The following is a 23781-nucleotide window of genomic DNA, read 5'->3' as shown; positions in this document are numbered from 1 at the left end:
AACACCCCCGGACGTGGACCGGGCACCCCACCCCGCGCGACAGCCGGGGCACCCCGCCACGGCCACACCCAGACCAAGCGGCATAACTCAACATCAACAAGAGTGGGAGACCAGCCCACGATCACACCCGGTCCAGGCGCGAAAGATCTGGGATAGCCCCGATATAGCCGCTGTATCGGCTACCCGGGAACAGTGAACCGACCTGCGAAAATATTCTACAAGCGGAGGATGTCGACCGGGATGGACGATCACCGCATCGAAGATGTCGTCGTTCTTGGTGGCGGAACGGCGGGCTGGATGACAGCCGCCTATCTGGGAAAGGTGCTCGGTGAACACGCGCGGATCACTGTCCTGGAGGCGCCGACGATCCCACGGATCGGCGTCGGCGAGGCGACGGTACCCAATCTACACAAGACGTTCTTCGATTTTCTCGGCCTCGCCGAGGACGAGTGGATGCGCGAGTGCAACGCAAGTTTCAAGATGGGTATAAAGTTCATCAACTGGCGCACGGACGGGTCCGGTGGCGCGGTGGCCCGCCCACTCCGTGGCGGGACGGACCATTACTACCATCTCTTCGGTCTCCTGCCGACGCACGAGAACCTGCCCATCTCGCACTACTGGGCCGCCAAGCGGCTGAGCTCGCTCACGGACGAGCCCTTCGACTACGCGTGCTACCGGGAGCCGCCGGCGGTCGACGCTAATCTTGCCCCGCGGTACGCCGACGGGACGCGGTGGACCAACTACGCATGGCACTTCGACGCCCGGCTCGTCGCTGACTTCCTGCGCCGCTTCGCCACGCAGAAGCAGGGAGCCGTCCACATCGAGGACGAGATGACGGATGCCGTCATCGACCAGCGCGGATATATCCAGGCGCTGCGGACGAGGTCCGGGCGGATCATCGAGGGTGACCTGTTCGTGGACTGCTCGGGTTTCCGAGGGCTGCTCATAAACAAGGCCATGCGCGAGCCGTTCCTGGACATGAGCGACCACCTGCTCAACGACAGCGCAGTCGCCACGGCGGTGCCGCACGACGACGCCGCGAAAGGAATCGAGCCGTACACGTCTGCCATCGCCATGACATCGGGCTGGACCTGGAAGATCCCGATGCTCGGAAGATTCGGCGCGGGCTACGTGTATTCCAGTCGGTTCACCGAGCGCGACGAGGCAACCCGGGAGTTCTGCGCTCTGTGGGACCTCGATCCGGAGCGGCAGCCGCTCAACCATCTGAAGTTCCGGGTCGGCCGGAACCGGCGCGCGTGGGTCAGGAACTGCGTCAGCATCGGCCTCTCCTCATGCTTCCTGGAACCGCTGGAGTCGACCGGGATCTACTTCATAACCGCCGCTCTCTACCAGCTCGGGAAACATTTTCCGGACAAGCGCTTCGACCCGATCCTCCGCGACTCCTTCAATCGTGAGATAGAGATCATGTTCGACGATTCGAGGGACTTCATCCAGGCACACTTCACGCTTGCCCCGCGCGCCGACACGCCGTTCTGGCGGGCGTGCAAGGAGCTGGAGCTCGCCGATGATATCAAGCAGAAGATCGCGGCCTACCGGGCTGGCCTCGCCATCAACATGCCGGTGACCGACGAGTCGACCTACTACTCGAACTTCGAAGCCGAGTTCCGTAACTACTGGACCAACAGCAGCTACTACTGCATATTTGCCGGGCTCGACGTCCTGCCCGACCATCCGCTGCCGTCCATGGCGTTCCGCCCGGAGGCGGCGGAAGGTGCGGAGCTGGTGTTCGACGAGATCAAACGCAAGCAGGCGGAACTGGCAACGATCCTCCCGACGGCGTACGAGTACCTGCGCACCCTGCACGGCCACTGATCCGGTCCGGGGTCGCGCCGGGCGCGGTCCGCGTGGGCGGAGAAACGTGCCGGGTCCCTCGCCCGGCCCGGTCGGACGCCCTCAGTCCCGATGGATAGTCGGGATATAGGCCGAGTATCGCGGGAGGGAAAACTCTGCAGACGTCCCAGTACCGAGCATGGGGAGCAGCAATGGGTCAGGAACAGGACGACGACCAGCTCTACAAGGTCGTGCTCAACGACGAGGAGCAGTACTCCATCTGGCCCGCGGACCGGGATCTCCCGGCCGGCTGGCACACGGAGGGCACCGAGGGAAAGCGTTCCGAGTGCCTTGCGCGCATCGGCGAGGTGTGGACCGACATGCGGCCGCTGAGCCTGCGTCGCCGTATGGAACAGGCAGCGCACGACTAGATCTGAACCCGAAGCCGATTGGAGTCGCGATGAGCACCGGGGAAATCGAGCAGGGCGCCGCCCTGAGGAGCCTACGGGACGAGCTTCTCCGTCACCGGCTCCGTGGCGGCTCGCGGCGTGGCGCCGAGATCCCACGGGCTGACCGGTCGGAGTCACTTCCGCTGTCCCACGGCCAGCAGCAGATGTGGTTCCTCGACAGACTCGACCCGGGCAGTGCGGAGTATCTCGTGCCGTTCGCCTTCCGCCTGCGTGGGCCGCTGGACCAGCGGGCACTGCGGGGCGCATGGGCTGAGCTCATCGCGCGGCACGAGATCCTGCGGACGCGGTACGGGTTCGATGGCGCGGAACCGGTTCAGATCATCGACGACGGCGCCGACTTCGATCTCCCGGTCGTGGAGGAGTCCCCGGACCGCCTGGCCGACATCGTCGCAGGGGAGGCGGTGACCCCGTTCGATCTTGAACGGGACCGGCCGGTGCGGGCGAGGCTGTTCAGGTTGGCGCCCGACGACCACCTGCTCACCATCGTCTTCCACCACATTGCCTTCGATGCCTGGTCCACCCGCGTCGTCGGTGCCGAGCTGCGCGCGTTCTACCGCGCCTTCACCATGGGGGAGGCGGCCAGGCTGCCGGCGTCGCCGTTCCAGTACGCGGACTACGCGGCCTGGCAGCGCGCGCAGATGTCCGGAGACCGCCTCGCGGGGCACCTGGACTACTGGCACCGGCAGCTCGCCGGCCTCCCGTCTGTCGACCTGCCCGCCGATCGCTCCCGCCCCGCCCTGCGTAGCAGCCACGGCGCGATGGTCTCGTTCGCGTTCCCCGGAGCACTCGCTTCAGGGATCCGCGATCTGGCGGCGCGCCAGGAGACGACTCCGTTCGTGGTGCTGCTCACCGCGTTCCAGATCCTCCTTGCGCGCTACACGGGCCAGAGCGACATTCCCGTGGGAACGGTGGTCTCCGGCCGTACGCGTCCCGAGCTGCAGGAGCTCATCGGCTACTGCATCAACAACCTGGTGCTGCGCGCACGCTGGGACGGCGACCCGACCTTCCGTGACCTGCTCCTGAACGCCCACGGCACACTGGTGGACGCCTACGATCACCAGGCGGTGCCGTTCGCCCGGCTGGTGGACGAACTCCAGCCGGAGCGGGACATGTCCCGCTCACCGCTCTACCAGGTGGCGTTCACCTTGCATCAGCGCGGTGGTGCCATCCTCGATCTCCCCGGGCTTGCGGTCGAGCCGTATCCGGCGACCGGAGAGGTCGCCAAGTGCGATCTCGAGCTCCAGATCGACGACGCGCCGGACGGCGCGTTCGATGGCCAGTTCGTCTACGCCACGTCGCTTCTGGAGGCGGACACCGTGCGCCGTCTGGCGGGGCACTTCATACGTCTGCTGGAGGCCGCGGTCGCCGACAGCGACGCGACAGTGTCCCAGCTCGATCTCCTGGACGGCGCGGAGCGTTCGCTCGTCACCGGTGGCGCGCCGCGGGTGGAACCGGTGCCCGCGGGCCTGCAGGAGCTGTTCGAGGCGCAGGTGGTGCGAACGCCGGATGCCGCCGCGGTGGTCGCCGACGGCGTCACGTCGTCCTACCGGGAGGTGAACGGGCGGGCGAACCGGCTGGCACACCGGCTGCGGAGGCTGGGCGCCGGCCCCGAGACGCTGGTCGGGGTCCATCTCGACCCCGGTGCGGAGCTGATCCCGACACTGCTGGGCGTACTGAAGTCGGGGGCGGGTTATGTCCCGCTGGATCCGGTGAATCCGCCGGATCGGCTGGGCTACGTGCTCGCCGACGCGAACGTCTCGCTGGTCGTGACCGACTCCGCGCGCGCCTCGTCGTTGGTGGGGTTGTTCGAAGGGCGGCTGGTGGTCCTCGACGCCCCGGAGACGGCGCTGGGTGACGAATCCGAGTCAGACCCGTTGTCCGTGTCGAGTCCGGACAACGTGGCCTATGTGATCTACACCTCCGGCTCCACGGGACGACCCAAGGGTGTCTGCGTCAGCCACGCGAACGTGGTCCGGCTGATGCGCACCGCCGACGAGCACTACGGTTTCACCGACTCGGACGTGTGGACGCTGGCTCACTCCTTCGCCTTCGACGTGTCGGTGTTCGAGATGTGGGGCGCGTTGCTGCACGGCGGCGCGCTGGTGATCGTGCCCCGTATGGTCACCCGGTCTCCGGACGAGTTCCTGGACCTGCTGGTCGAGCATCGGGTGACGATGCTGAGCCAGACGCCCTCGGCGTTCCGGTCGCTGACAGTGGCCGCCGCCGACGGTGACCACCGTCTCGGGCGGCTGGCACTGCGAGCGGTGATCTTCGCTGGTGAGCGCCTGGAGATCCCGGAGCTGAAGCCGTGGATCGAGCGGCTCGGTGCCGAACGCCCGGTGCTGGCCAACATGTACGGCATCACCGAGACGACCGTTCACACCACCTATCACCGCATCGGCCTGACCGACGTGACGGGCGGCGGCAACCCTGTCGGCCGACCCCTCGCCGACCTGAGCGTGCGGCTGCTGGACGGATCAGGCGGTCTCAGTCCGCTGGGGGTGCCAGGGGAGATTCACGTCGCCGGGGCCGGGGTGGCCCGCGGCTACCTGAATCGGCCCGAGCTGACCGCCGAGCGGTTCGTGCCGGACCCGTTCGGCCCACCCGGCTCTCGGCAGTACCGCAGCGGCGACCTCGCGCGCCGCCGCCCCGATGGCAGTCTGGACTTCCTGGGACGGGCGGACGACCAGGTCAAGATCCGCGGCTACCGGATCGAACTCGGTGAGATCGAAGTGACGCTTGCCACTCACCCCCTGGTCCGGTCGGCGGTGATCGTGGCCCGCGAGGACATCCCCGGCGACCGGCGCCTGGTTGCCTACGTCGTCTCGTCGGACGGATCCGCACCCGAACCCGCCGAACTGCGCGAACTGCTCGGGCGCACACTGCCGGAGTACATGGTGCCGGCGAGCTTCGTGACCCTGACATCGATCCCGCTGACCGTGAACGGGAAGCTCGACCGGCGCGCGCTGCCCGCGCCTGACCCGGAGTCGTTCTCCCGCGGCGACTACGTCGCGCCGAGGACTCCGACCGAGGAACGCGTCGCGCTCGTTTGGGCCGAGGCGCTTGGAGTCGACCGGGTGGGCGTGTACGACGGGTTCTTCGAACTCGGCGGCGATTCGATGCGGGCGGTCGCGCTTGTCGGGGTGCTGCGCGCGGAGGGCTATGACCTCTCGGTCCGTGACGTGTTCGACCGGCGCAGCGTCGCCGAGCTGTGTGAGCTGCTGGCCGAGCGCTCGGAGTCGAGCGTGCCGGAGGTGACCCTCGTCGCGCCGTTCGCGCTGATCTCGGCGGCGGACCGGGCGAAGCTGCCCGATGGGGTCGTCGACGCGTACCCGATGACCCAGATCCAGACCGGAATGGTCATCGAGATGCTCGACGAGGACGGTGACAACACCTATCACAACTGCAGCAGTTTCCGGATCCTCGACGACCAGCCGTTCTCGTCCCGGGCGTTCGAGCGCGCCGCGCGGCTGGTCGTCGCCCGCCACGAGGCGCTGCGCACCTCGCTGCATCTGACCGACTACTCGGTCCCGATGCAGCTCGTCCACGCCTCGGCGGAGGTGTCGGTCGGAGTGCACGACATCGGCGGTCTGCCGGGCGGGGAGCAGCTGCCCGCGCTGCGGGAGTTCGTGCGCCGGGAGCGGGCGACTGCGTTCGACCTGAGCGTCCCTGCACTGATGCGGTTCCACGCGCACCACAGCGGGGAGGGCGGCTGGTGGATATCGATCACCGAGTGTCATCCGATCATGGAGGGGTGGAGTTACCACTCCCTCTTCATGGAGCTGCTCGGGGCATACCGGCGGATCCGGGACGGACTGGAGCCCGAGCCGTATCAGGCTCCCGCCGTCCGTTTCGCCGATTCCGTAGCCGCGGAACTGGTCGCGCTGCGCACCGAGGCGGATGCCGACCACTGGCGTGGTGTCGTCCAGCGCTACCCGAAGTTCACGTTGCCGGACGGCTGGGGCGAGCCCGACGGGCCGCGCACCATGAGCCACGTGCGGATCAGCTGGGCCGATCTGGAGACCGATCTGCGCGCGCTGGCCATCGCCGCGGACGCCTCGCTGAAGAGCGTCCTGCTCGCGGCTTTCCTGAAGGTGCTCAGTCAGCTCACGGACGCTGCCGAGTTCCACGCCGGGCTGGTCTACGACGTGCGTCCGGAGGTCCTGGGCGCCGACCGCGTCTACGGCATGTACCTCAACACGCTGCCGGTGCCGTTCGAGCGGTCCGCCACGACCTGGCTGGATCTCGTCCGCCAGGTCTTCGCCCGTGAGATCGGCTCCTGGCCGCACCGCAGGTTCCCGCTGCCCGCCGTTCAGCGGCTGCTCGGCGAGCCGCAGCGGCTGGTCGATGTGTTCTTCAACTATCAGGACTTCCGGCAGGTCGACCGCGAGCTGGTCGACAGTGTCGTCGGGATCGACGACAGCCCCACCGAGTTCCCGCTCACCGTCTCCGCCCGTGCGGGACATGTCTTCCTGACCGCCGACTCACGGGCGCTCACCCGGACGAACACCGAACGGATCGCCACGATGTTCCGCGCGGTCCTGGCGGCCATGGCCGCCGACCCCCAGGGCAGCGCCCGGACGACGTTCCTGGCCGACGACGAGCGGGAGCGGCTGCTCGGCGACTGGGCGGTGAATCCGGCGACGCCGGTGGCACGGTCGGTGTGCGAGCTCTTCGAGGATCAGGCCGCCCTGACGCCGGACGCGATCGCGGTGGTCGCGGAGGACACCGAGGTGACGTACGCCGTGCTGGAGGCGCGCGCGAACCAGTGCGCCCATCATCTGCGTTCACTGGGTGCCCGGCCGGAGTCGGTCGTCGGTGTGCTGCTGGACCGGGGTGTCGACCTGCTCGTCGCGTTGCTGGGGACCTGGAAGGCGGGTGCGGCCTACCTGCCGATCGACCCGGCGTTCCCGGCCGTGCGGGTGGCGCAGATGCTCGCCGACGCCGACACCGCCGTGTTGGTGACCCGGTCGTCGTACCGGTCGGACCTGGACTTCGACGGTCCGAGCGTGCTCGTCGACACCGACCGTGCCGCTCTCGACTCCTGGCCGTCGGTACCTCCGCCTCGGGCCGCGGATCTGGACCACCTCGCCTACATCATCTACACCTCGGGCTCGACCGGCCGGCCCAAGGGGGTGCAGATCCCGCACCGCGGACTGGTGAACCACGTCCAGTGGGCGGTGGACGAGCTGGCGTCGCGGGGAGACGGCGGCGCGCCGCTGTTCTCCTCAATCGCCTTCGACCTCGTGGTGCCGAATCTGTGGGCTCCGCTGCTCGCGGGCCAGGCGGTGCACATGGTGCCGCAGGACACCGATCTGGCCGAGCTGGGTTCGTACCTGGCCCGACGCGCGCCCTACAGCTTCATCAAACTCACCCCCGCGCATCTGGAGGTGCTGACCCACCAGCTCCCCGCCGAACAGGCCGACGGGCTCGCGGCCGTGCTGGTCGTCGCCGGTGAGGCGCTGACCCGGCGGGTCGTGCGGGACTGGAGCGCGCTGGCGCCGTCGGTGCCGATCCTCAACGAGTACGGGCCGACCGAGGCGTCGGTCGGAACCTGCACCTTCGCGGTCATCTCCGCGGCGGGAGCGGAGGTCGCGCCGATCGGGCAGCCGTTGCCGAACGTGACGATGTACGTGCTCGACGAGTACCTGGAACCGGTCCCGCCCGGAGCTCCCGGCGAGTTGTACGTCGGTGGCGCCGGACTCGCCAGGGGTTACGCCGGCCGTCCGGAGCTCACGGCGCGGCGGTTCGTACCGGACCCGCACGGCGTGCCGGGCGGACGTCTGTACCGCACCGGCGACCGGGTGCGGATGGGCGCCGACGGGAACGTCGACTTCCTGGGCCGCGCCGACGACCAGATCAAGATCCGTGGCTACCGCGTCGAGCTCGGTGAGATCGAGTCCGTGATCGAGGGCTGGGCCGGGGTCGAGGAGGTGCGGGTCGTGCCACGCACGGACTCCTCCGGTGCCGGCCAGCTCGTCGCATACCTGGTCCCGGCGGCAGGTCACGTCGTCGACGAGACAGCGTTGCGCGAACAGCTGGCCCAGGAGCTGCCCGGCTACATGGTGCCCTCGGCCTTCGTCGCGCTGGACTCGATGCCGTTGACCGCGAACGGGAAGCTGGACCGGCGGGCACTGCCCGATCCGGGCGGGTCCGCACTCGCCGGGCCGGTGAAGGTCGCGCCGCGCACGCTCGCGCAGCAGCGGGTCGCGGCCGCGTGGCGAGTGGTCCTGGGCGTGGACGCGGTCGGCGTGCACGACGAGTTCTTCGAGGCGGGCGGTGACTCGATCCGCGCGGTGGCGCTGGTCGGTGCCGTCCGCGCCAGCGGACTGGACATCTCCGTCCGGGACGTGTTCCGCCACCGCTCCGTCGCCGCGTTGGCGAAGCTGGCCGCCGAGAGGTCGGAGCTGTCCGGCGAACAGCTGTCCGCCCGGCCGTTCGAGCTGATGCCCGCCGAGGACCGGGTCGGGCTGCCGGCAGGAGTGGTTGACGCGTACCCGCTGTCCCAGGTCCAGACCGGGATGCTGGTGGAGATGCTGGCAGACGAGAGCCGCAGCTATTACCACAACGTCAACGTGTACGAGGTGCACGATGACGCCCCGTTCGATCCCGCCGCCTTCTCCCACGCGGTCCGCGTGATGGTGGCCCGGCACGAGGTGCTGCGGACGTCGGTGCACCTGACCGGGTACTCCGTGCCGCTGCAGCTCGTCCACGAACAGGGCGCCGTCCCAATCGCCTGGGCGGATATCCGTGATCTCGACGAGAAGCGACAGCGGGCCGTGGTCACCGAGTTCGTCGCGGCCGAGCGGGCTGACGTCTTCGACCTGTCCGGACCGCTGCTTCGGGTGTTCGCGCACCTGCGGGGTGATCGGGAATGGCTGTGCTCGTTCACTCAGAACCACGCGGTGATGGACGGGTGGAGCAACCAGCTCCTCCTGATGGATCTGATCGGCTGCTACCGGCGGGTCCGTGACGGGCTGGAGCCGCAGGCCTGGTCGGAGCCGGCGCTGCGGTACGCCGACGTCATCGCTGCCGAACTGGCGTCGCTGGAGTCCGCGCAGGACAGTGCGTACTGGCAAAGTGTTGTCCGCGACCATGCGAAGTTCACGCTGCCCGCGGGCTGGCACGGTGACCTCGAACAGCCGCCGGAGATCGTGCGCACCGGAACCACCTTCGAGGACCTGGAGGAGGGCCTACGCGCATTGGCGGCCGCGGCGCGGACATCGATGAAATCCGTCCTCGTCGCTGCCCACTTGAAGGTGATGAGCCAGCTCACCGATGAGCCGGAGTTCCACACCGGCGTGGTCACCCACACTCGTCCGGAGGCCGACGGAGCCGACCGGATCTACGGGAACTTCCTCAACACACTGCCGTTTCCGGCCGACCGCTCCGCCGCCACCTGGCGGCACCTGGTACGCCAGGTGGCAGACAGGGAGGCTGAGGCATGGCCGCACCGGCGATACCCGATGCCCGCCATCCGTCACGCTCCAGGTGGCCGGCTGGTCGATGTCTTCTTCAGCTACCTCGACTTCCACCGGCTCGACTCGGAGATCGCTGACGACAGCTGGGGTTTCAACGATGCGCCGAACGAGTTCGCGCTGCGGGTGACCGCGCTGCGGGGCATCCTCAGCCTGAGCTCCAGCACCCACGTCCTGTCCGCAGCCAACGCCGACCGGATAGCGGGGATGTTCCGTGCGGTCCTGGCTGCGATGGCGGCCGACGTGGACGGAGACGCGCGCGAGACCTGTCTACCGGACGGCGAACGGGAATGGCTGCTCGGTCTGGACCCGGGGACCGACGCCCACCCGGTTGCGGAGTCCCTGCACGAGCTGTTCGAGGCTCAGGTGTCGCGGGTGCCCGAGGCGACAGCGGTGGTGGCGGACGGTGTGCGGTTGTCCTACGCCGAGGTGAACGGGCGGGCCGACGGGTTGACGCGTCGTCTGCGGGACATGGGCGTTGGCGCGGAGTCCCTGGTCGGCGTGTGCCTGGAACGCGGGCCGGACCTGGTCCCGACGCTGCTGGGCGTGCTGAAGTCCGGCGCGGGCTACCTGCCGCTGGACCCGGGCCTGCCGCCGGAGCGGCTGGGCTACATGCTGACCGACGCGGGTGTGTCGGTCGTCGTCACAGGGCCGGAGCAGCGGTCCCTGCTCGCCGACCTGTTCGACGGCGAGCTGGTGGTCGTGGGTCTTGACCCCCCGGCGGTGGTCGGGTCCGCGCCGCCACCCGGCGGCGAGCCCGCCCGCAGCGATGCGGACAACGTCGCCTATGTCATCTACACGTCCGGGTCCACCGGTCGGCCCAAGGGCGTCAGCGTCAGCCACGCCAACGTGGTGCGGCTGCTTCGACGGGCAAGCGAGCACTACCGTTTCACCGACTCGGACGTGTGGAGCCTGTTTCACGCGGCCACCTTCGACGTGTCGGTGTTCGAGATGTGGGGGGCGCTGCTGCACGGCGGCACCCTGGTCGTCGTGCCGCGTGAGGTGACGCGCTCACCGGAGGAGTTCCTGGATCTGCTGATCGAGCACCGGGTGACGGTGCTGAGTCAGACGCCGTCGGCCTTCCGGTCCCTGACAGCGGCGGCCGAGGCGGGTGATCCGCGGCTGGCCCGGCTCGGTCTGCGGATGGTCCTGTTCGCCGGCGAGCGGCTCGAGCCCTCCGATCTGCACCCGTGGGTGGACCGGCTCGGCCTGGACCACCCGGTGCTGGTCAACCTGTACGGGATCACCGAGACGACGGTCCACGTCACCCACCACGAGATCATGCGCGCCGATCTGGAGCCGAGGTCGGCCAGCCTGATCGGGCGCGCGCTCGACGATCTGCGCGTCCACCTGCTCGACGGACACGGGCGACTGGTCCCGCTCGGAGTACCGGGTGAGGTTCACGTGGGCGGCCCCGGGCTGTCGCGCGGCTACCTGAACCGGCCAGAGCTCACCGCGCAGCGGTTCGTGCCGGACCCGTTCGGTCCGCCCGGGGCGAGGTTGTACCGCAGCGGTGACCTCGCGCGTCGCCGTCCCGACGGGAGACTGGAGTTCGTGGGCCGCAGGGACGACCAGGTCAAGATCCGCGGCTATCGGATCGAACCCGGCGAGGTCGAGTCGGTGCTGGCCGCCCATCCGCGGCTGCGCAGCGTGGCGGTCGTGTCCCGGGATGACGCACACGGCGCCAGGATGCTGGTGGCGTACTACGTCGCGGTCGGGGACCCGCCGCCGACACCGACCGACCTGACCGACTACTGCCGGCGTGAACTGCCGGACTACATGGTGCCCTCGGCGTTCGTCCCGATGGAGTCGAACCCGCTGACCGCCAACGGGAAGCTGGATCTGCGGGCGCTGCCGGCGCCCGACCGCGAGGCCTACGCGCGTACCGACTACGTCTCGCCCCGCTCGCCGCTGCAGGAACGGATCGCGGCGGTCTGGCAGGCCGTGCTCGGCCTCGACCGCCTCGGAGTCCACGACGGATTCTTCGAGGTGGGCGGTGACTCGATCAAGGCTGTGCGCCTGGTCGGCGCTCTGCGCGCAAGCGGAATCGACGTCGCCGTCCGGGATGTGCTCGACAGGCGGACCGTCGCCGGACTGAGCGATCTACTCGAGGGCCGGACCCGCCTCGCCGACGCCGACCGGCTGGTGGAGCCGTTCACCCTTCTGTCGGCCGCCGAGCGGGACCGGCTGCCCGGATCGGTGGCGGACGCGTACCCCATGTCGCAGGTGCAGATCGGCATGGTGGTGGAGATGCTGACCGGCGCCAACGCCTACCGCAGTTTCGTCTCCTACCGGGTCTCGGACGACCGCCCGTTCGCCGAGGACGCCCTGAGGCGGGCGGCCCGGATCGTCATCGACCGGCATGATCTGTTGCGCACATCCTTCGACCTGCACTCCTACTCGGTGCCGATGCAGATCGTGCACACCGGGGTGGATCCTCTGGTGGTGGTCCACGACGTGCGCGGGGACCGGGAGGCGTTGATGCGCCGGCTCGCCGAGGAGCGCGACGCCCCCTTCGACCTGGGCGCCGCCTCGCTGCTGCGGGTGGCCGCCCACCTGGACGGCGACCGGAGCTGGTGGCTCTCGATCAGCCGCCCGCACGCCATCACCGAGGGCTGGAGCCACAGCTGGCTGCTCGCCGAGCTGATGGGCTGCTACCGGCGGTTGCGGGACGGTCTCGACCCGGAGCCGTACGAACCTCCGGGCCCGCGGTTCGCCGACCACATCGCCGCCGAACTGCGGTCCCTGGGCTCAGCCGAGGACAGCGTCTACTGGCGCCACATCGTCGACACCCACGCGCCGGTCGCCCTACCGGATGCCTGGGGGGACGGACCCGGTGCGGACGCCGGATCCGTGGAGTACTACGACCTGCTGGTGCCGCTCGACGATGTCGAGGAGGCGCTGCGCGCGCTGGCCGCGCGGCTGCATGTGTCGGTCAAGAGCGTGCTGCTCGCCGCGCACGTCAAGGTGATGAGCCAGCTCACCGAGGCGCACGCCTTCCACGTCGGTCTGGTCTGCGATGCGCGGCCGGAGATCCACGGCGCCGACCGGGTGTACGGGATGCACCTCAACACTGTCCCCTTTCCTGCGACGCGTACCGCGCGTACCTGGCGGGAACTGGTGCAGCAGGTGTTCGACCAGGAGGTCGGCCTCTGGCCGCATCGGCGGTACCCCTTCCCGGCCACGCAGCGCTGGCACCGCGAGCGGTTGCTCAACGTCGTGTTCAACTACGTCGACCTGCCCGACGCGGCCACGGAGTCGATCGACACCACGTCCCGGTTCGGGGTGTCACAGACCGAGTTCGACCTGACGCTGCACTGCCGGAGGAACCGCCTGAACCTGACGACCAGCACCCGGGTGCTGGGCCGGGCGTCTGGTGAGCGGCTCGCCGGGATGTACCGGGCGGTGCTGGCGGCGATGCTTGCGGACGCCGATGGCGACGCGCGTGCCACCCGCCTGCCTGACGGCGAGCGCGAGCGCCTGCTGCCCGCGGCGGCGCCCGTCGAACCCGCCGGCATCGACGTCCCGGCGGAGTTCGGACGTCGGGCCCGGGAGACGCCCGCGGCCGTCGCCGTCGTCGACTCCGGGGGCGAGGTGACCTACGCGGAGCTCGACGCGCGGGCCGAGCGGCTCGCGCGCCACCTCAGTGGCCTGGAGGTGGGACCCGAGGTTCTGGTGGCCATCCGGCTGGAGCGCTCCGCCGAGCTGGTGCTCGCGGTGCTCGCTGTGCTCAGGACGGGTGGCGCGTACCTGCCGCTCGACCCGGAGATGCCGACCGAACGGCTGGCCTTCGTTCTTGCCGACGCGCGGCCCAGGATCCTGCTGACCCGCCAGGGGCTGGAGGTCGAGGGGATCGAGACCATCGCGCTGGATGGCTGGGAGGCCGCCGCGGGCGGTCCGGCCCTGGCCCCGGCAGACAGCTCCGCTCCGCCCGCGGGCCCGGACAGCGCCGCCACCTCCGACCAACTCGCATATGTCATCTACACCTCGGGCTCCACCGGAACCCCGAAGGGCGCGATGGTGCACCGCGGCGGCATGGGCAACCATCTGCTGGCGAAGATCGAGGACTTCGGGCTGACCGCGGCCGACAGCGTCGTGCAGAACGCTTCGCCGGCGTTCGACATCTCTGTCTGGCAGATGCTGGCGGCGTTGGTCGTGGGTGGCCGGGTCCGGGCGGTCGACCCGGACACCGCACTGGACCCCACCGCGCTGTTCGAGATCGTGGCCGCTGAGGGGATCTCCGTCCTGGAGGTTGTTCCCTCCCTGCTGCGCGCAGGCCTGGACGTCTGGGACACCGACGCGCCGGTCGCCGAGCTGCCCGCGCTGCGCCGGCTGGTGGTGACGGGAGAGACCCTGCCCCCGGAACTGTGCGCCCGATGGTTCCAGCGCTTTCCGAACATTCCGATCGTGAACGCCTACGGCCCCACCGAGTGCTCGGACGACGTCACGCACGCGGAGCTGACCTCTGCGGTGGGCGCGGGTCGGGTGCCGATCGGCACACCGATCCGGAACACCGCGCTGTACGTGCTGGACGAGTGGTCCGAACCGGTGCCCGCTGGTGTGCCGGGCGAGCTGCACGTCGGCGGCGTCGGCGTGGGCCGTGGCTACCTCGACCGGCCGGAGCTGTCCGCCGAGCGGTTCGTGCCGGACCCGTACGGCCCTCCGGGGGCCCGGATGTACCGCACCGGTGACCTGGCGAGCTGGCGGTCCGACGGCGCGCTGGACTTCCTGGGACGCCTCGACGACCAGGTGAAGGTGCGCGGCCACCGCGTCGAACCCGGGGAGATCGAGGCCGCCCTCGGCGCGCACCCGCAGGTCGGGCAGGCGGTCGTGGTCGTCCGTGACGAGCAGCTGATCGCCTATCTCACGGCGGCGGGGGAGCGGCCTGCACCGGAGGCACTGCGTGTCTGGCTTGCGCGCACGCTGCCGGAGTACATGCTGCCGGCCGCCTATGTCGCCATGGACGCGATCCCGCTGACCCCGAACGGGAAGCTGGACCGGCGCGCGCTGCCCGAACCGGACGAGACCTCCTTCACCGCCGGCGAGTACGTGGCTCCCCGCACGCCGCTGGAGTCCAGGGTCGCGGACATCTGGCGCGAGGTGCTGCGGCTGGAGCGGGTCGGGGTCAGGGAGAGCTTCTTCGATCTCGGTGGCGACTCCATCCGCGCCGTGGCGCTGGTCGGGGCGATGCGCGCGGACGGGGTCGACGTCGCCGTGCGCGACGTCTTCGAGGCCCGTACGGTCGAGCGGCTCTGCGAGCTGGTCGCGGATCGGGCTCCGAACACCGGGGACGTCCTCGTGGCGCCGTTCGGGCTGATCTCCCCTGAGGACCGGGCGACACTGCCGGCCGGGGTGGTCGACGCCTACCCGTTGGGTCGTACTCAGCTCGGGATGATCATCGAGCTGCTCGCGGACCCCGAGCGCAGCCCATACCACATCATCAACACCTTCCGGGTCACCGACGGCGAGCCTCTGGTGCCCGAGGCGCTTCAGGCAGCCGTGACCGGGCTGGTCGATCGGCACGAGGTGCTGCGCACATCCGTCCGGCTGCACGGCTTCTCCCAGCCCCTGCAGCTCGTGCACGACACCACCGAACTGGTAGTCGATCTCCGGAACGTGCGTGGACGGAGCGAGGAGGAGCTCGGCCGGATCCGGCAGGAACTGATCGAGGAACAGCGCGCCACCGGCTTCGACCTGGAGCGGGCGCCGCTGCTGCGGATCATCGCCCATGTGGAGAGCGATGACGCCTGGTGGGTGACCTTCACCCAGACCCACGTGATCACCGAGGGTTGGAGCTACCACCTGCTGCTCGAGGAGCTGCTGGATCTCTACCAGCAGATCCGTTCGGGGCGGCGGGAGGAACCGTACGAGCGGCCGCGGGTCCGCTTCGCGGACACGATCGCCGCGGAGCTGCGCTCGCTGGCCTCCGAGGAGGACCGGTCCTACTGGCGGCGCGTCGTCGCCGACCACGAGCCCGTGGCGGTTCCGGCCGAGCTCGCCGGCGACTCCGACGATCCGGTGTACGTCCCGGTGCCCTTCGAGGACCTCGGGGCCGACCTGCGGGCGCTGGCCAGCACGGTGGGTGTCTCCTTCAAGAGCGTCCTTCTCGCCGCTCACCTCAAGGTGATGGGTCAGCTCACCGACCGGACCGCTTACCACACCGGCCTGGTCTGCGACACCCGTCCCGAGATCCTCGGCGCCGACCGGGTGCTGGGCATGTACGTGAACACCCTGCCGATCGCGGTCGACCGCCGGGCCCGGACCTGGCGGGAGCTGCTTGTCCAGGTCTTCGACCGCGAGGTCGAGCTGTGGGCGCACCGCTACCACCCGATGCCCGTGATCCAGCATGAGTGGGGTGGCGGCCGGCTGATGACCGTCATGTTCAACTACCTCGACTTCCATCAGGTCGACACCGGTCGGGTCGCCGCGGGCACCCGTACGAACGTCGGTCCGAACGAGTTCGCCCTGTCGGTCTTCAACCGCGGCGACACGCTCTGGGTGAACTCGAACGAACGGGTGCTCAGCCAGGCCAACGCCGAGCGGCTTGCCGGGATGTACCGGGCGGTTCTGGAGGCGATGACCGTCGATCCCGACGGCGACGCCAGGGCGGTGTACCTGCCCGCCGGGGAACGTGAGCGGTTGCTGGAACAGGCCACGCGGGCGACCCCGCACGGGACGGTGTCCCGCTGCGTGCACGAGCTGTTCGAGGAGCAGGTACACCGCACGCCGGACGCCGTCGCGGTGATCTCCGACGGCGAGCCGCGGACGTACGCGGAGGTCAACGCCGCGGCGAACCGGCTGGCGCACCGTCTGCGGAACCTGGGGGCCGGCCCGGAGTCGGTGGTCGGGGTGTGCCTGCTACCGGGTTCCTGGCTGATGCCGGCGCTGCTGGGCGTGCTGAAGGCGGGCGCCGCGTACCTGCCGTTGGATCCGTCGAATCCCGCCGAGCGCAGCAGCTTCATGCTGGCTGACTCGGGGGTGTCAGTGGTGGTGGCCGATGCCGTGCGGGCCGCCGCGATCGAGCGGGTCCATGACGGCGAGGTCGTGGTGCTCGATGAGGAGCTGCCGGCGACGGTCCCGGACACCGACCCGGCCCCGCTCGGCGATCCGGACAACCTCATCTACGTGATCTACACCTCGGGCTCCACCGGCCGGCCCAAGGGGGTCGGTGTCAGCCACGCGAACGTCGTGCGCCTGATGGACGTGGCGCAGGAGCACTACGCGTTCGACGAGTCCGACGTGTGGGCTCTGTCGCACACCTACGCGTTCGACGTGTCGGTGTTCGAGATGTGGGGCGCGCTGCTGCACGGCGGAACCCTGGTGACGGTGCCGCGCGCGGTGACCCGATCACCGGAGGACTTCCTGGACCTGCTGGTGGAGCACCAGGTGACGATGCTCTGCCAGACACCCTCGGCGTTCCGGGCGCTGAGCGGGATCATCGCCGGCGGGGATTCGCGGGCGGCACGGCTGGCACTGCGCGCGATCGTCTTCGCGGGGGAGAAGCTGGAGACGGCAGAACTGCGGCCATGGGCGGACAGGATCGGGCTTGGCCGGGTCGCGCTGACGAACATGTACGGACCGACCGAGACCACCGTCTACACGACCTATCACCGATACTCCAGACGGGACTTCGCAGCGGGCGCGGGCAGTCCGATCGGACGTCCGCTGGCGGATCTGTCCACCTACCTGCTGGACGGGTTCGGGAACCTGGCGCCGCTCGGAGTCCCGGGCGAGCTCCACGTCGGTGGCCCTGGGGTGACCAGGGGGTATCTGAACCGGCCGGAGCTGACGGCCGAGCGGTTCGTGCCCGACCCGTTCGGGCCTGCGGGTTCCAGGCTCTACCGCACGGGTGACCTGACCCGCCGTCGGCCGGACGGCGTCCTGGAGTTCCTCGGACGGGTCGACGACCAGATCAAGATCCGGGGCTACCGCGTCGAGCTCGGCGAGATCGAGGCGGCGCTGAGCCTGCATCCGGGCGTGCGGGAGACCGTGGTGATCGCCCGTGCGGGCGATTCCGGCGACCGGAGCCTGGTGGCCTACGTGGTGCCCGCGGCGGCCGAGGAGCCCGATCCCGCCGCCCTGCGCTCCTGGCTCGGCCAGACGCTCCCGGACTACATGATCCCGGCCGCGTATCAGGTGATCGACCGGGTCCCTCTGACGGCCAACGGAAAGCTGGACCGTCGAGCCCTGCCCGCGCCCGGCCGGTCGGCCTTCGCCAGGCAGCGCTACGTACCAGCGGCCACACCTTTGGAGGAGCAGCTGGTCGCGGCCTGGCAGGCGGTCCTCGGCGTGGAGCAGATCGGCACGTCGGACGGTTTCTTCGACCTCGGCGGGGATTCCATCCGGGCAGTGATGATCTCCGGTCGACTGCGGGTGGCGGGGGTGGACGTCACCGCACGGGACCTGCTGGAACATCAGACTGTCGCTGCGGTGTGCGCGGTGCTGCCCGGCCGTTCCGGTGCCGCCCACGACCGGGCCGTCGCGCCCTTCGAGCTGCTTGGGGAGGCGGACCGCGGCAGGCTCCCGGCAACAGGCATCGTCGACGCCTACCCGCTGTCGCGGACGCAGACCGGCATGCTGGTCGAGATGATGGCCGGCGACGGGCCGCCGCGGTACCACCGGGTCGCGTCGATGGCCGTCGGCGCGGCGGAGCCGTTCTCCGCCGGTGCTCTGGAGCGGGCGCTGGCCGAGATCGTGGCGCGGCACGAGGTGCTGCGCACCTCGGTCGATCTGGCGACCTTCTCGGTGCCCATGCAGCTCGTCCATGCCAGGGCCCAGGTTCCGCTGCGGGTCGTCGAGCTTGCCGGTGACGAGGATCTGAGGGCGTTCGTCGAGGCCGAGAGCCGGGTCGTTGTCCCTCCGGAGTCGGCGCCGATGCTGCGGGTCTGCGCGCACACCGCGGATGACGGGAGCTGGCGACTGACGATCACGATCTCGCATCTGATCGTGGACGGTTGGACGTTCAGCATGCTGCGGACCGAACTGCTCGAGCTCTACCGGGCGTTCCGCGACGGCGGCCTCGTGCCGCCGCACAACCCCCCCGACATCCGGTACGCCGACGTCGTGGCGGCCGAACTGCGCGCGTTGGAATCACCGGCGGACCGTGATCACTGGCGCGGCCTCGTCGCCGGCCGCGCCCGGTTCGAGCTGCCGGGCGGCTGGGGCGGCGACTCCGGTACCTACCAGCTCAGGGTCGAGGTGAACGATCTGACGGATGGCCTGCGCGCACTGGCGACGGCGGCCGGCGCATCGGTCAAGAGCGTCCTGCTCGCCGCCCACCTGAAGGTGCTCAGCCAGCTCACCCGGGAACGCAGGTTCTTCACCGGGGTGGTCACCCACACCCGACCGGACACCGTGGGTGCGGACGAGGTGTACGGCCTCCATCTGAACACGCTCCCGTTCCCGGCCGACATGTCCGCGTCCACCTGGCGTGACCTGGTGCGCCAGGTCTTCGCCGAGGAACTGCGGGCATGGCCGCACAGGCACTTCCCGATGGCGGCGATCCAGCACGAGATCGCCGAGGTCGACCGGCTCGTCGACACCCGCTTCAGCTACCAGGACTTCGGGCTGTCCGGGGCCGACGTCGCGGCGGGCGGAAGCTCCGGGTCCAGCCTCACCGAGTTCCCGCTCGCGGTCTCCACCGCGGAAGGCGGACTTGTCCTGACGATCGACGGTCGTGTCCTCGACCAGGCGCGCGGAAAGTGGCTCGCACGGCTGTACCGGACGGTGCTCATGGCGATGGCGGCCGACGGCGAGGGCGAGGCGAGGGCCACGCTGCTGTCCGGACCGGAGCGCGACCAGCTCGCCGGTGACTGGGCCGGGAACCCCGGACCGGCCGTGACCCGCAGTGTCGTCGAGTTGTTCGAGGAGCAGGCCGCGGCGTCGCCGGACGCGGTGGCGGTGCGGGCTGCGGGTACGTCCCGGTCCTACGCCGACCTGGACGCGTGCGCCAACGGGTACGCGCGCCACCTGCGTGACCTCGGTGTCGGGCCGGAGTCCGTGGTCGGCGTCCTGCTCGACCGTGGTGCCGATCTGATCGCCTGGTTGCTGGGTGTGTGGAAGGCCGGCGGCGCGTACCTGCCGTTGGAGCCGTCCCACCCGGACCAGCGGATCAGTTACATGATCGAGGACGTGCGCGCGGACGTCGTCATCACGAACTCCCGCCACACCGGGCGGTTCGGAGCCGGCTTCACCGGCACGCTCGTCCGGGTCGACATGGTCGAGCAGGCACCGGCCCCGCCGTTCGGTGCCGCGCCCGACCTGGACTCGCTGGCGTACGTGATCTACACCTCGGGTTCCACCGGCCGGCCGAAGGGAGCGCAGGTCACTCACCGGGGCCTGGCGAACCACCTGCGGTGGGCGGTGGACGAGCTGGCGGCCCGGGGCAGCACGGGTGCCCCGTTGTTCTCCTCGATCGCCTTCGACCTCGTGGTCCCCAACCTGTGGGCGCCGCTGCTGGCCGGTCAGCCGGTCACGGTGCTGGATCCGGATCTGGGTCTGGATCTCCTCGGCGAGCGCCTGGTCGCCTCCGGTCCCTACAGCTTCATCAAGCTCACCCCCGGCCACCTCGACATCCTGACCGCGCAGCTCTCCGCTGCGCAGGCCGCCGACCTGGCCTCGGTGGTCGTGGTGGCCGGTGAGGCGTTGCCGCCGCGGACGGTGGACAGGTGGCGGGCGCTGGCGCCAGGAGCCGTTCTGATCAACGAGTACGGCCCGACCGAGGCGACCGTTGGAACCTGCGTCCACCCGCTCGACGACCGTCCCGGCGGGGCGGTCGTGCCGATAGGGCGGCCGCTGCCGAACATGACGGCGTACGTGCTCAACGACCGGATGGACCTGATGCCGGCCGGGGTGGCCGGCGAGCTGTACGTCGGTGGAGCCGGGGTGGCACGGGGGTATGCGGGCCGGCCCGAGCTGACGGCGGCGCGGTTCGTCCCCGACCCGTTCGGCCCTCCCGGCTCGCGGCTCTACCGCAGCGGTGACCTGGTCCGGCGAAGGGCGGACGGCGACCTCGAGTTCCAGGGACGGATCGACCGACAGGTCAAGGTACGGGGCTACCGCGTCGAGCTCGGCGAGATCGAGGCCGTGCTCGACGCGCACCCGTCGGTCACGGCCACCAGGGTGACTGTCCGCGAGGACACTCCCGGAGATCAGCGGTTGGCGGCCTATGTCGTGCTCGCCACGGGCGCCGGCGATCCCGAGGACCTGCGCCCGTGGCTTGGCGAGCAGCTTCCGCACCACATGGTGCCGGCCTCGCTCGTCGCGCTCGACGCGATGCCGCTGACCGCCAACGGCAAGGTGGACGAGCGTCGCCTGCCCAGACCCTCCGCACAGGCTGGCGGTGCGGGCGCGACGCCGCGCACTCCGGTCGAACGCGCGCTGCGGGACCTGTGGACGCGGATGCTGGGCCTGCCCGACCTCGACACCAGCGACTCGTTCTTCGACATCGGCGGCCAATCGATCATCGCGATCAGGATGGTCGCCGAGGCGCGTGCGGCCGGACTGGAGCTGACCCTGTTCATGCTCTACCAGCACCGCACGCTCGGCCGCGTCGCCGCGGCGATCGACGCGGCCGCGGCCGCCACGGAGTCCGAGGGAACCACGCGTGACGCCGTCCCGCCCGACGGGGCCGTGACCAGGCCTCGCGCGGTGCCGAGCGAAGCTCCCGGCCGGGTCCTGCCTTCACCGGCGAGCGCGATGGCGGACGCGCGTACCCCCGGCGCGAGCGTGGCCCTGATCGGCGGCGGCGAGTTGCTGGCGGTGGAGTCGTTCGGCTCGCTCGCGGCCGGCGGGGGCGACCCGGTCACACCTGAGACCGTGTTCCAGGTCGGCTCGATGAGCAAGCACGTCACCGCCTTCGGGATGCTGCGACTGGTGGACGACGGTGTCCTCGACCTGGACGAGGATGTGAACGTCTACCTGCGGGGCTGGCGGGTTCCCGAGGGCCGGCACGCGTCGCCGGTCACCATCCGCCAGCTGCTCGGCCACCGGTCCGGCCTTACCCCGAACGAGGGCAAGGGTTATCGGCCCGGGGCGGTGCCGACCCTGCTGGACCTGCTCCACGGCCTGGCTCCAGCGACCAACGCGCCGGTCGTCGGCGAACTGGTCCCGGGCGCCGTGTTCCGCAAGGCGAACGTCCATTTCTCCGTGCTCCAGCAGGTGATGGTCGACGTGACCGGGGAACAGTTCCCCGACCTCATGCGGGCACTCGTGTTCGCGCCGCTGGGCATGGGCGGCAGTGACTTCGACCAGGCGTTCCCGGAACGGACCGACCGGCCGGTGGCCCGTGGTCACCACGCTGACGGCACACCCGTCGAGGACGGCTGGCTGCGCCGCCCGGACATGGCGGCCGCCGGGCTGTGGACCACCGCGGCGGACATCGCGAGGCTGACCCAGGAGATCAGGAGATCCTGGCTTGGCCGCCCCTTCGCGCGCCTGTCCCAGGAACTCGCCCGGGCGATGCTGACCCCCGACCCCGACAGCTCCTATGGCCTGGGCACGGTCGTGGACGGATCCGGCGCTGAACCGACCTTCGGCCACGGCGGGTCGCCGGTGGGCTACCACGCGCTCGCCACGTGCAGGCTGCGCTCCGGCGCGGGCTGGGTGGTCCTGACGAACGGGTTCGCCGGCCAGGACGTCGTGCGTGTCTTCCTCGACTCGGCCGTCCACGTCGGGCGCGGCGGATGAGCGCCGTCTCCGGACCGGCGGTGGTGGTGCCCCCGTTGCGGCGTAACCGCGACTTCTGGTTCCTGTGGACCGGGGCCGGCCTCGCTACCTGGGCCAACTCGGTCACCACGGTCACGTATCCGCTGCTGATGATCTGGGAGCGCGACTCTCCGGCGGCGGCGGGACTGGTGGCCTCCGCCGCCCTGCTGCCGTTGCTGCTCCTCCAGCTGCCAGCCGGGGTGTTCGTCGACCGGTGGGACCGACGCCGGACGATGATCTGCTGCAACGCGGTGTGCGCGGTGTCGGTGGCCAGCGTGTGCGTCGCCCTGCTGTCAGGTCGGCTGTGGCTGCCGCACATGGCGCTTGTGGCGTTCATCGAGACCAGTGCCATGATCTTCTACCGGCTCTCGGAGCAGGCCGCGGTGCGCAACGTGGTCCATCCTGACCACCTGGTCGCCGCGCTGTCCCAGAACCAGGCCCGCGGCCGGGCCGCGGGCCTGCTCGGCCAGCCCACCGGAAGTTCGCTGTTCGCCGTCGTCAGGTGGGCGCCGTTCCTGTTCACCGCGGTCGTCCACCTTGTCGCGTTGTTCAACCTTCTGTTGGTCAGGAAGAAGCTGCAGGTCGTTCGGCGCGCGGTCCGGCGAAGGCTGCGGACCGAGGTTGCCGAGGGCGTCCGCTGGGTGCTTCACCAGCAGTTCCTGCGCATCGCGGTCCTGCTGGTGTCGGTGACGAACATCCTGTTCAACGGGCTCCGGCTGGCGGTCGCCGTGATCGTCAACGAACACGGCGGCTCGCCCGCCGTGATGGGTGTCATCGGGGTGGTGTCCGGGGTGGGAGGCATCGGCGGCGCGCTGGTTGGCTCCTTTGTCATCCGTCGCGTGCATCCGGGCACGGTGATCGTCGGGGTCTTCGCGGTGTGGACCCTGGTGATGCCGGTGATGGCCTTCACCGCCGAACCGGTCCTGTTAGGGGTGCTGTCCGCGGCGCTGCTGTTCGGCGGTGCACTGATCAATGTGACCGCCGGGGTGTACCAGGTCCAGATCACTCCGGACGAGATGCAGGGCCGGGTCGGAAGTGTGGCCAACCTGCTCAGCTCCGGTGCGAACTCCGTCGGCCCGCTGGCCGCGGGCGCGCTGCTCAGCGTGTTCGGTGGACCTCGGACAGTGCTCTGGCTGAGCGCGGTGATGGTTCTGGTGACGATCGTCGCTGTGGCCAGCCCGCCGGTCCGACAGGCACGGCTCGACCGCCGGGAGACGTCGGGCCCCGACTCCGTGGCGGAGGCGGCCTGACCCTCCGACCTTTCCGTCGCCCTGCCTCGTCCTGCTCCGCCGCGTGGCGCGTGTCGGTGCCGGGTCCGGCGGGGGCGTCGTCCGAGC

General features: G+C 70.2%; 4 protein-coding genes. All 4 read left to right on the top strand.

Annotation, left to right across the window (positions count from 1 at the left end):
* Nucleotides 1-240 precede the first annotated feature (240 nt).
* Nucleotides 241-1833 carry a tryptophan halogenase family protein gene (locus MXD61_RS11260; protein WP_248812788.1) on the top strand — a complete coding sequence of 531 codons (1593 nt, stop codon included), beginning with the start codon at nt 241-243 and terminating at the stop codon, nt 1831-1833.
* Nucleotides 1834-2003: 170 nt separating this feature from the next.
* Nucleotides 2004-2222 carry an MbtH family NRPS accessory protein gene (locus tag MXD61_RS11255; RefSeq protein ID WP_248812787.1) on the top strand — a complete coding sequence of 73 codons (219 nt, stop codon included), beginning with the start codon at nt 2004-2006 and terminating at the stop codon, nt 2220-2222.
* Nucleotides 2223-2251: 29 nt separating this feature from the next.
* The gene (locus tag MXD61_RS11250) at nt 2252-22426 is read left to right on the top strand and encodes a non-ribosomal peptide synthetase (protein ID WP_248812786.1); all 20175 of its coding nucleotides are present in this window, start codon (nt 2252-2254) and stop codon (nt 22424-22426) included.
* Nucleotides 22423-23694: an MFS transporter gene (locus MXD61_RS11245; RefSeq protein WP_248812785.1), complete on the top strand. Its 1272-nt coding sequence runs from the start codon at nt 22423-22425 to the stop codon at nt 23692-23694. Before MXD61_RS11250 ends, MXD61_RS11245 begins: the two co-directional genes overlap by 4 nt.
* Nucleotides 23695-23781: the final 87 nt, after the last annotated feature.

It is taken from the genome of Frankia sp. AgPm24, assembly GCF_023243055.1.
Lineage (GTDB): Bacteria > Actinomycetota > Actinomycetes > Frankiales > Frankiaceae > Frankia > Frankia umida.
The sequence above is the reverse complement of the archived record's forward strand: the minus strand, read 5'-3'. Positions and strand labels throughout refer to the sequence as shown.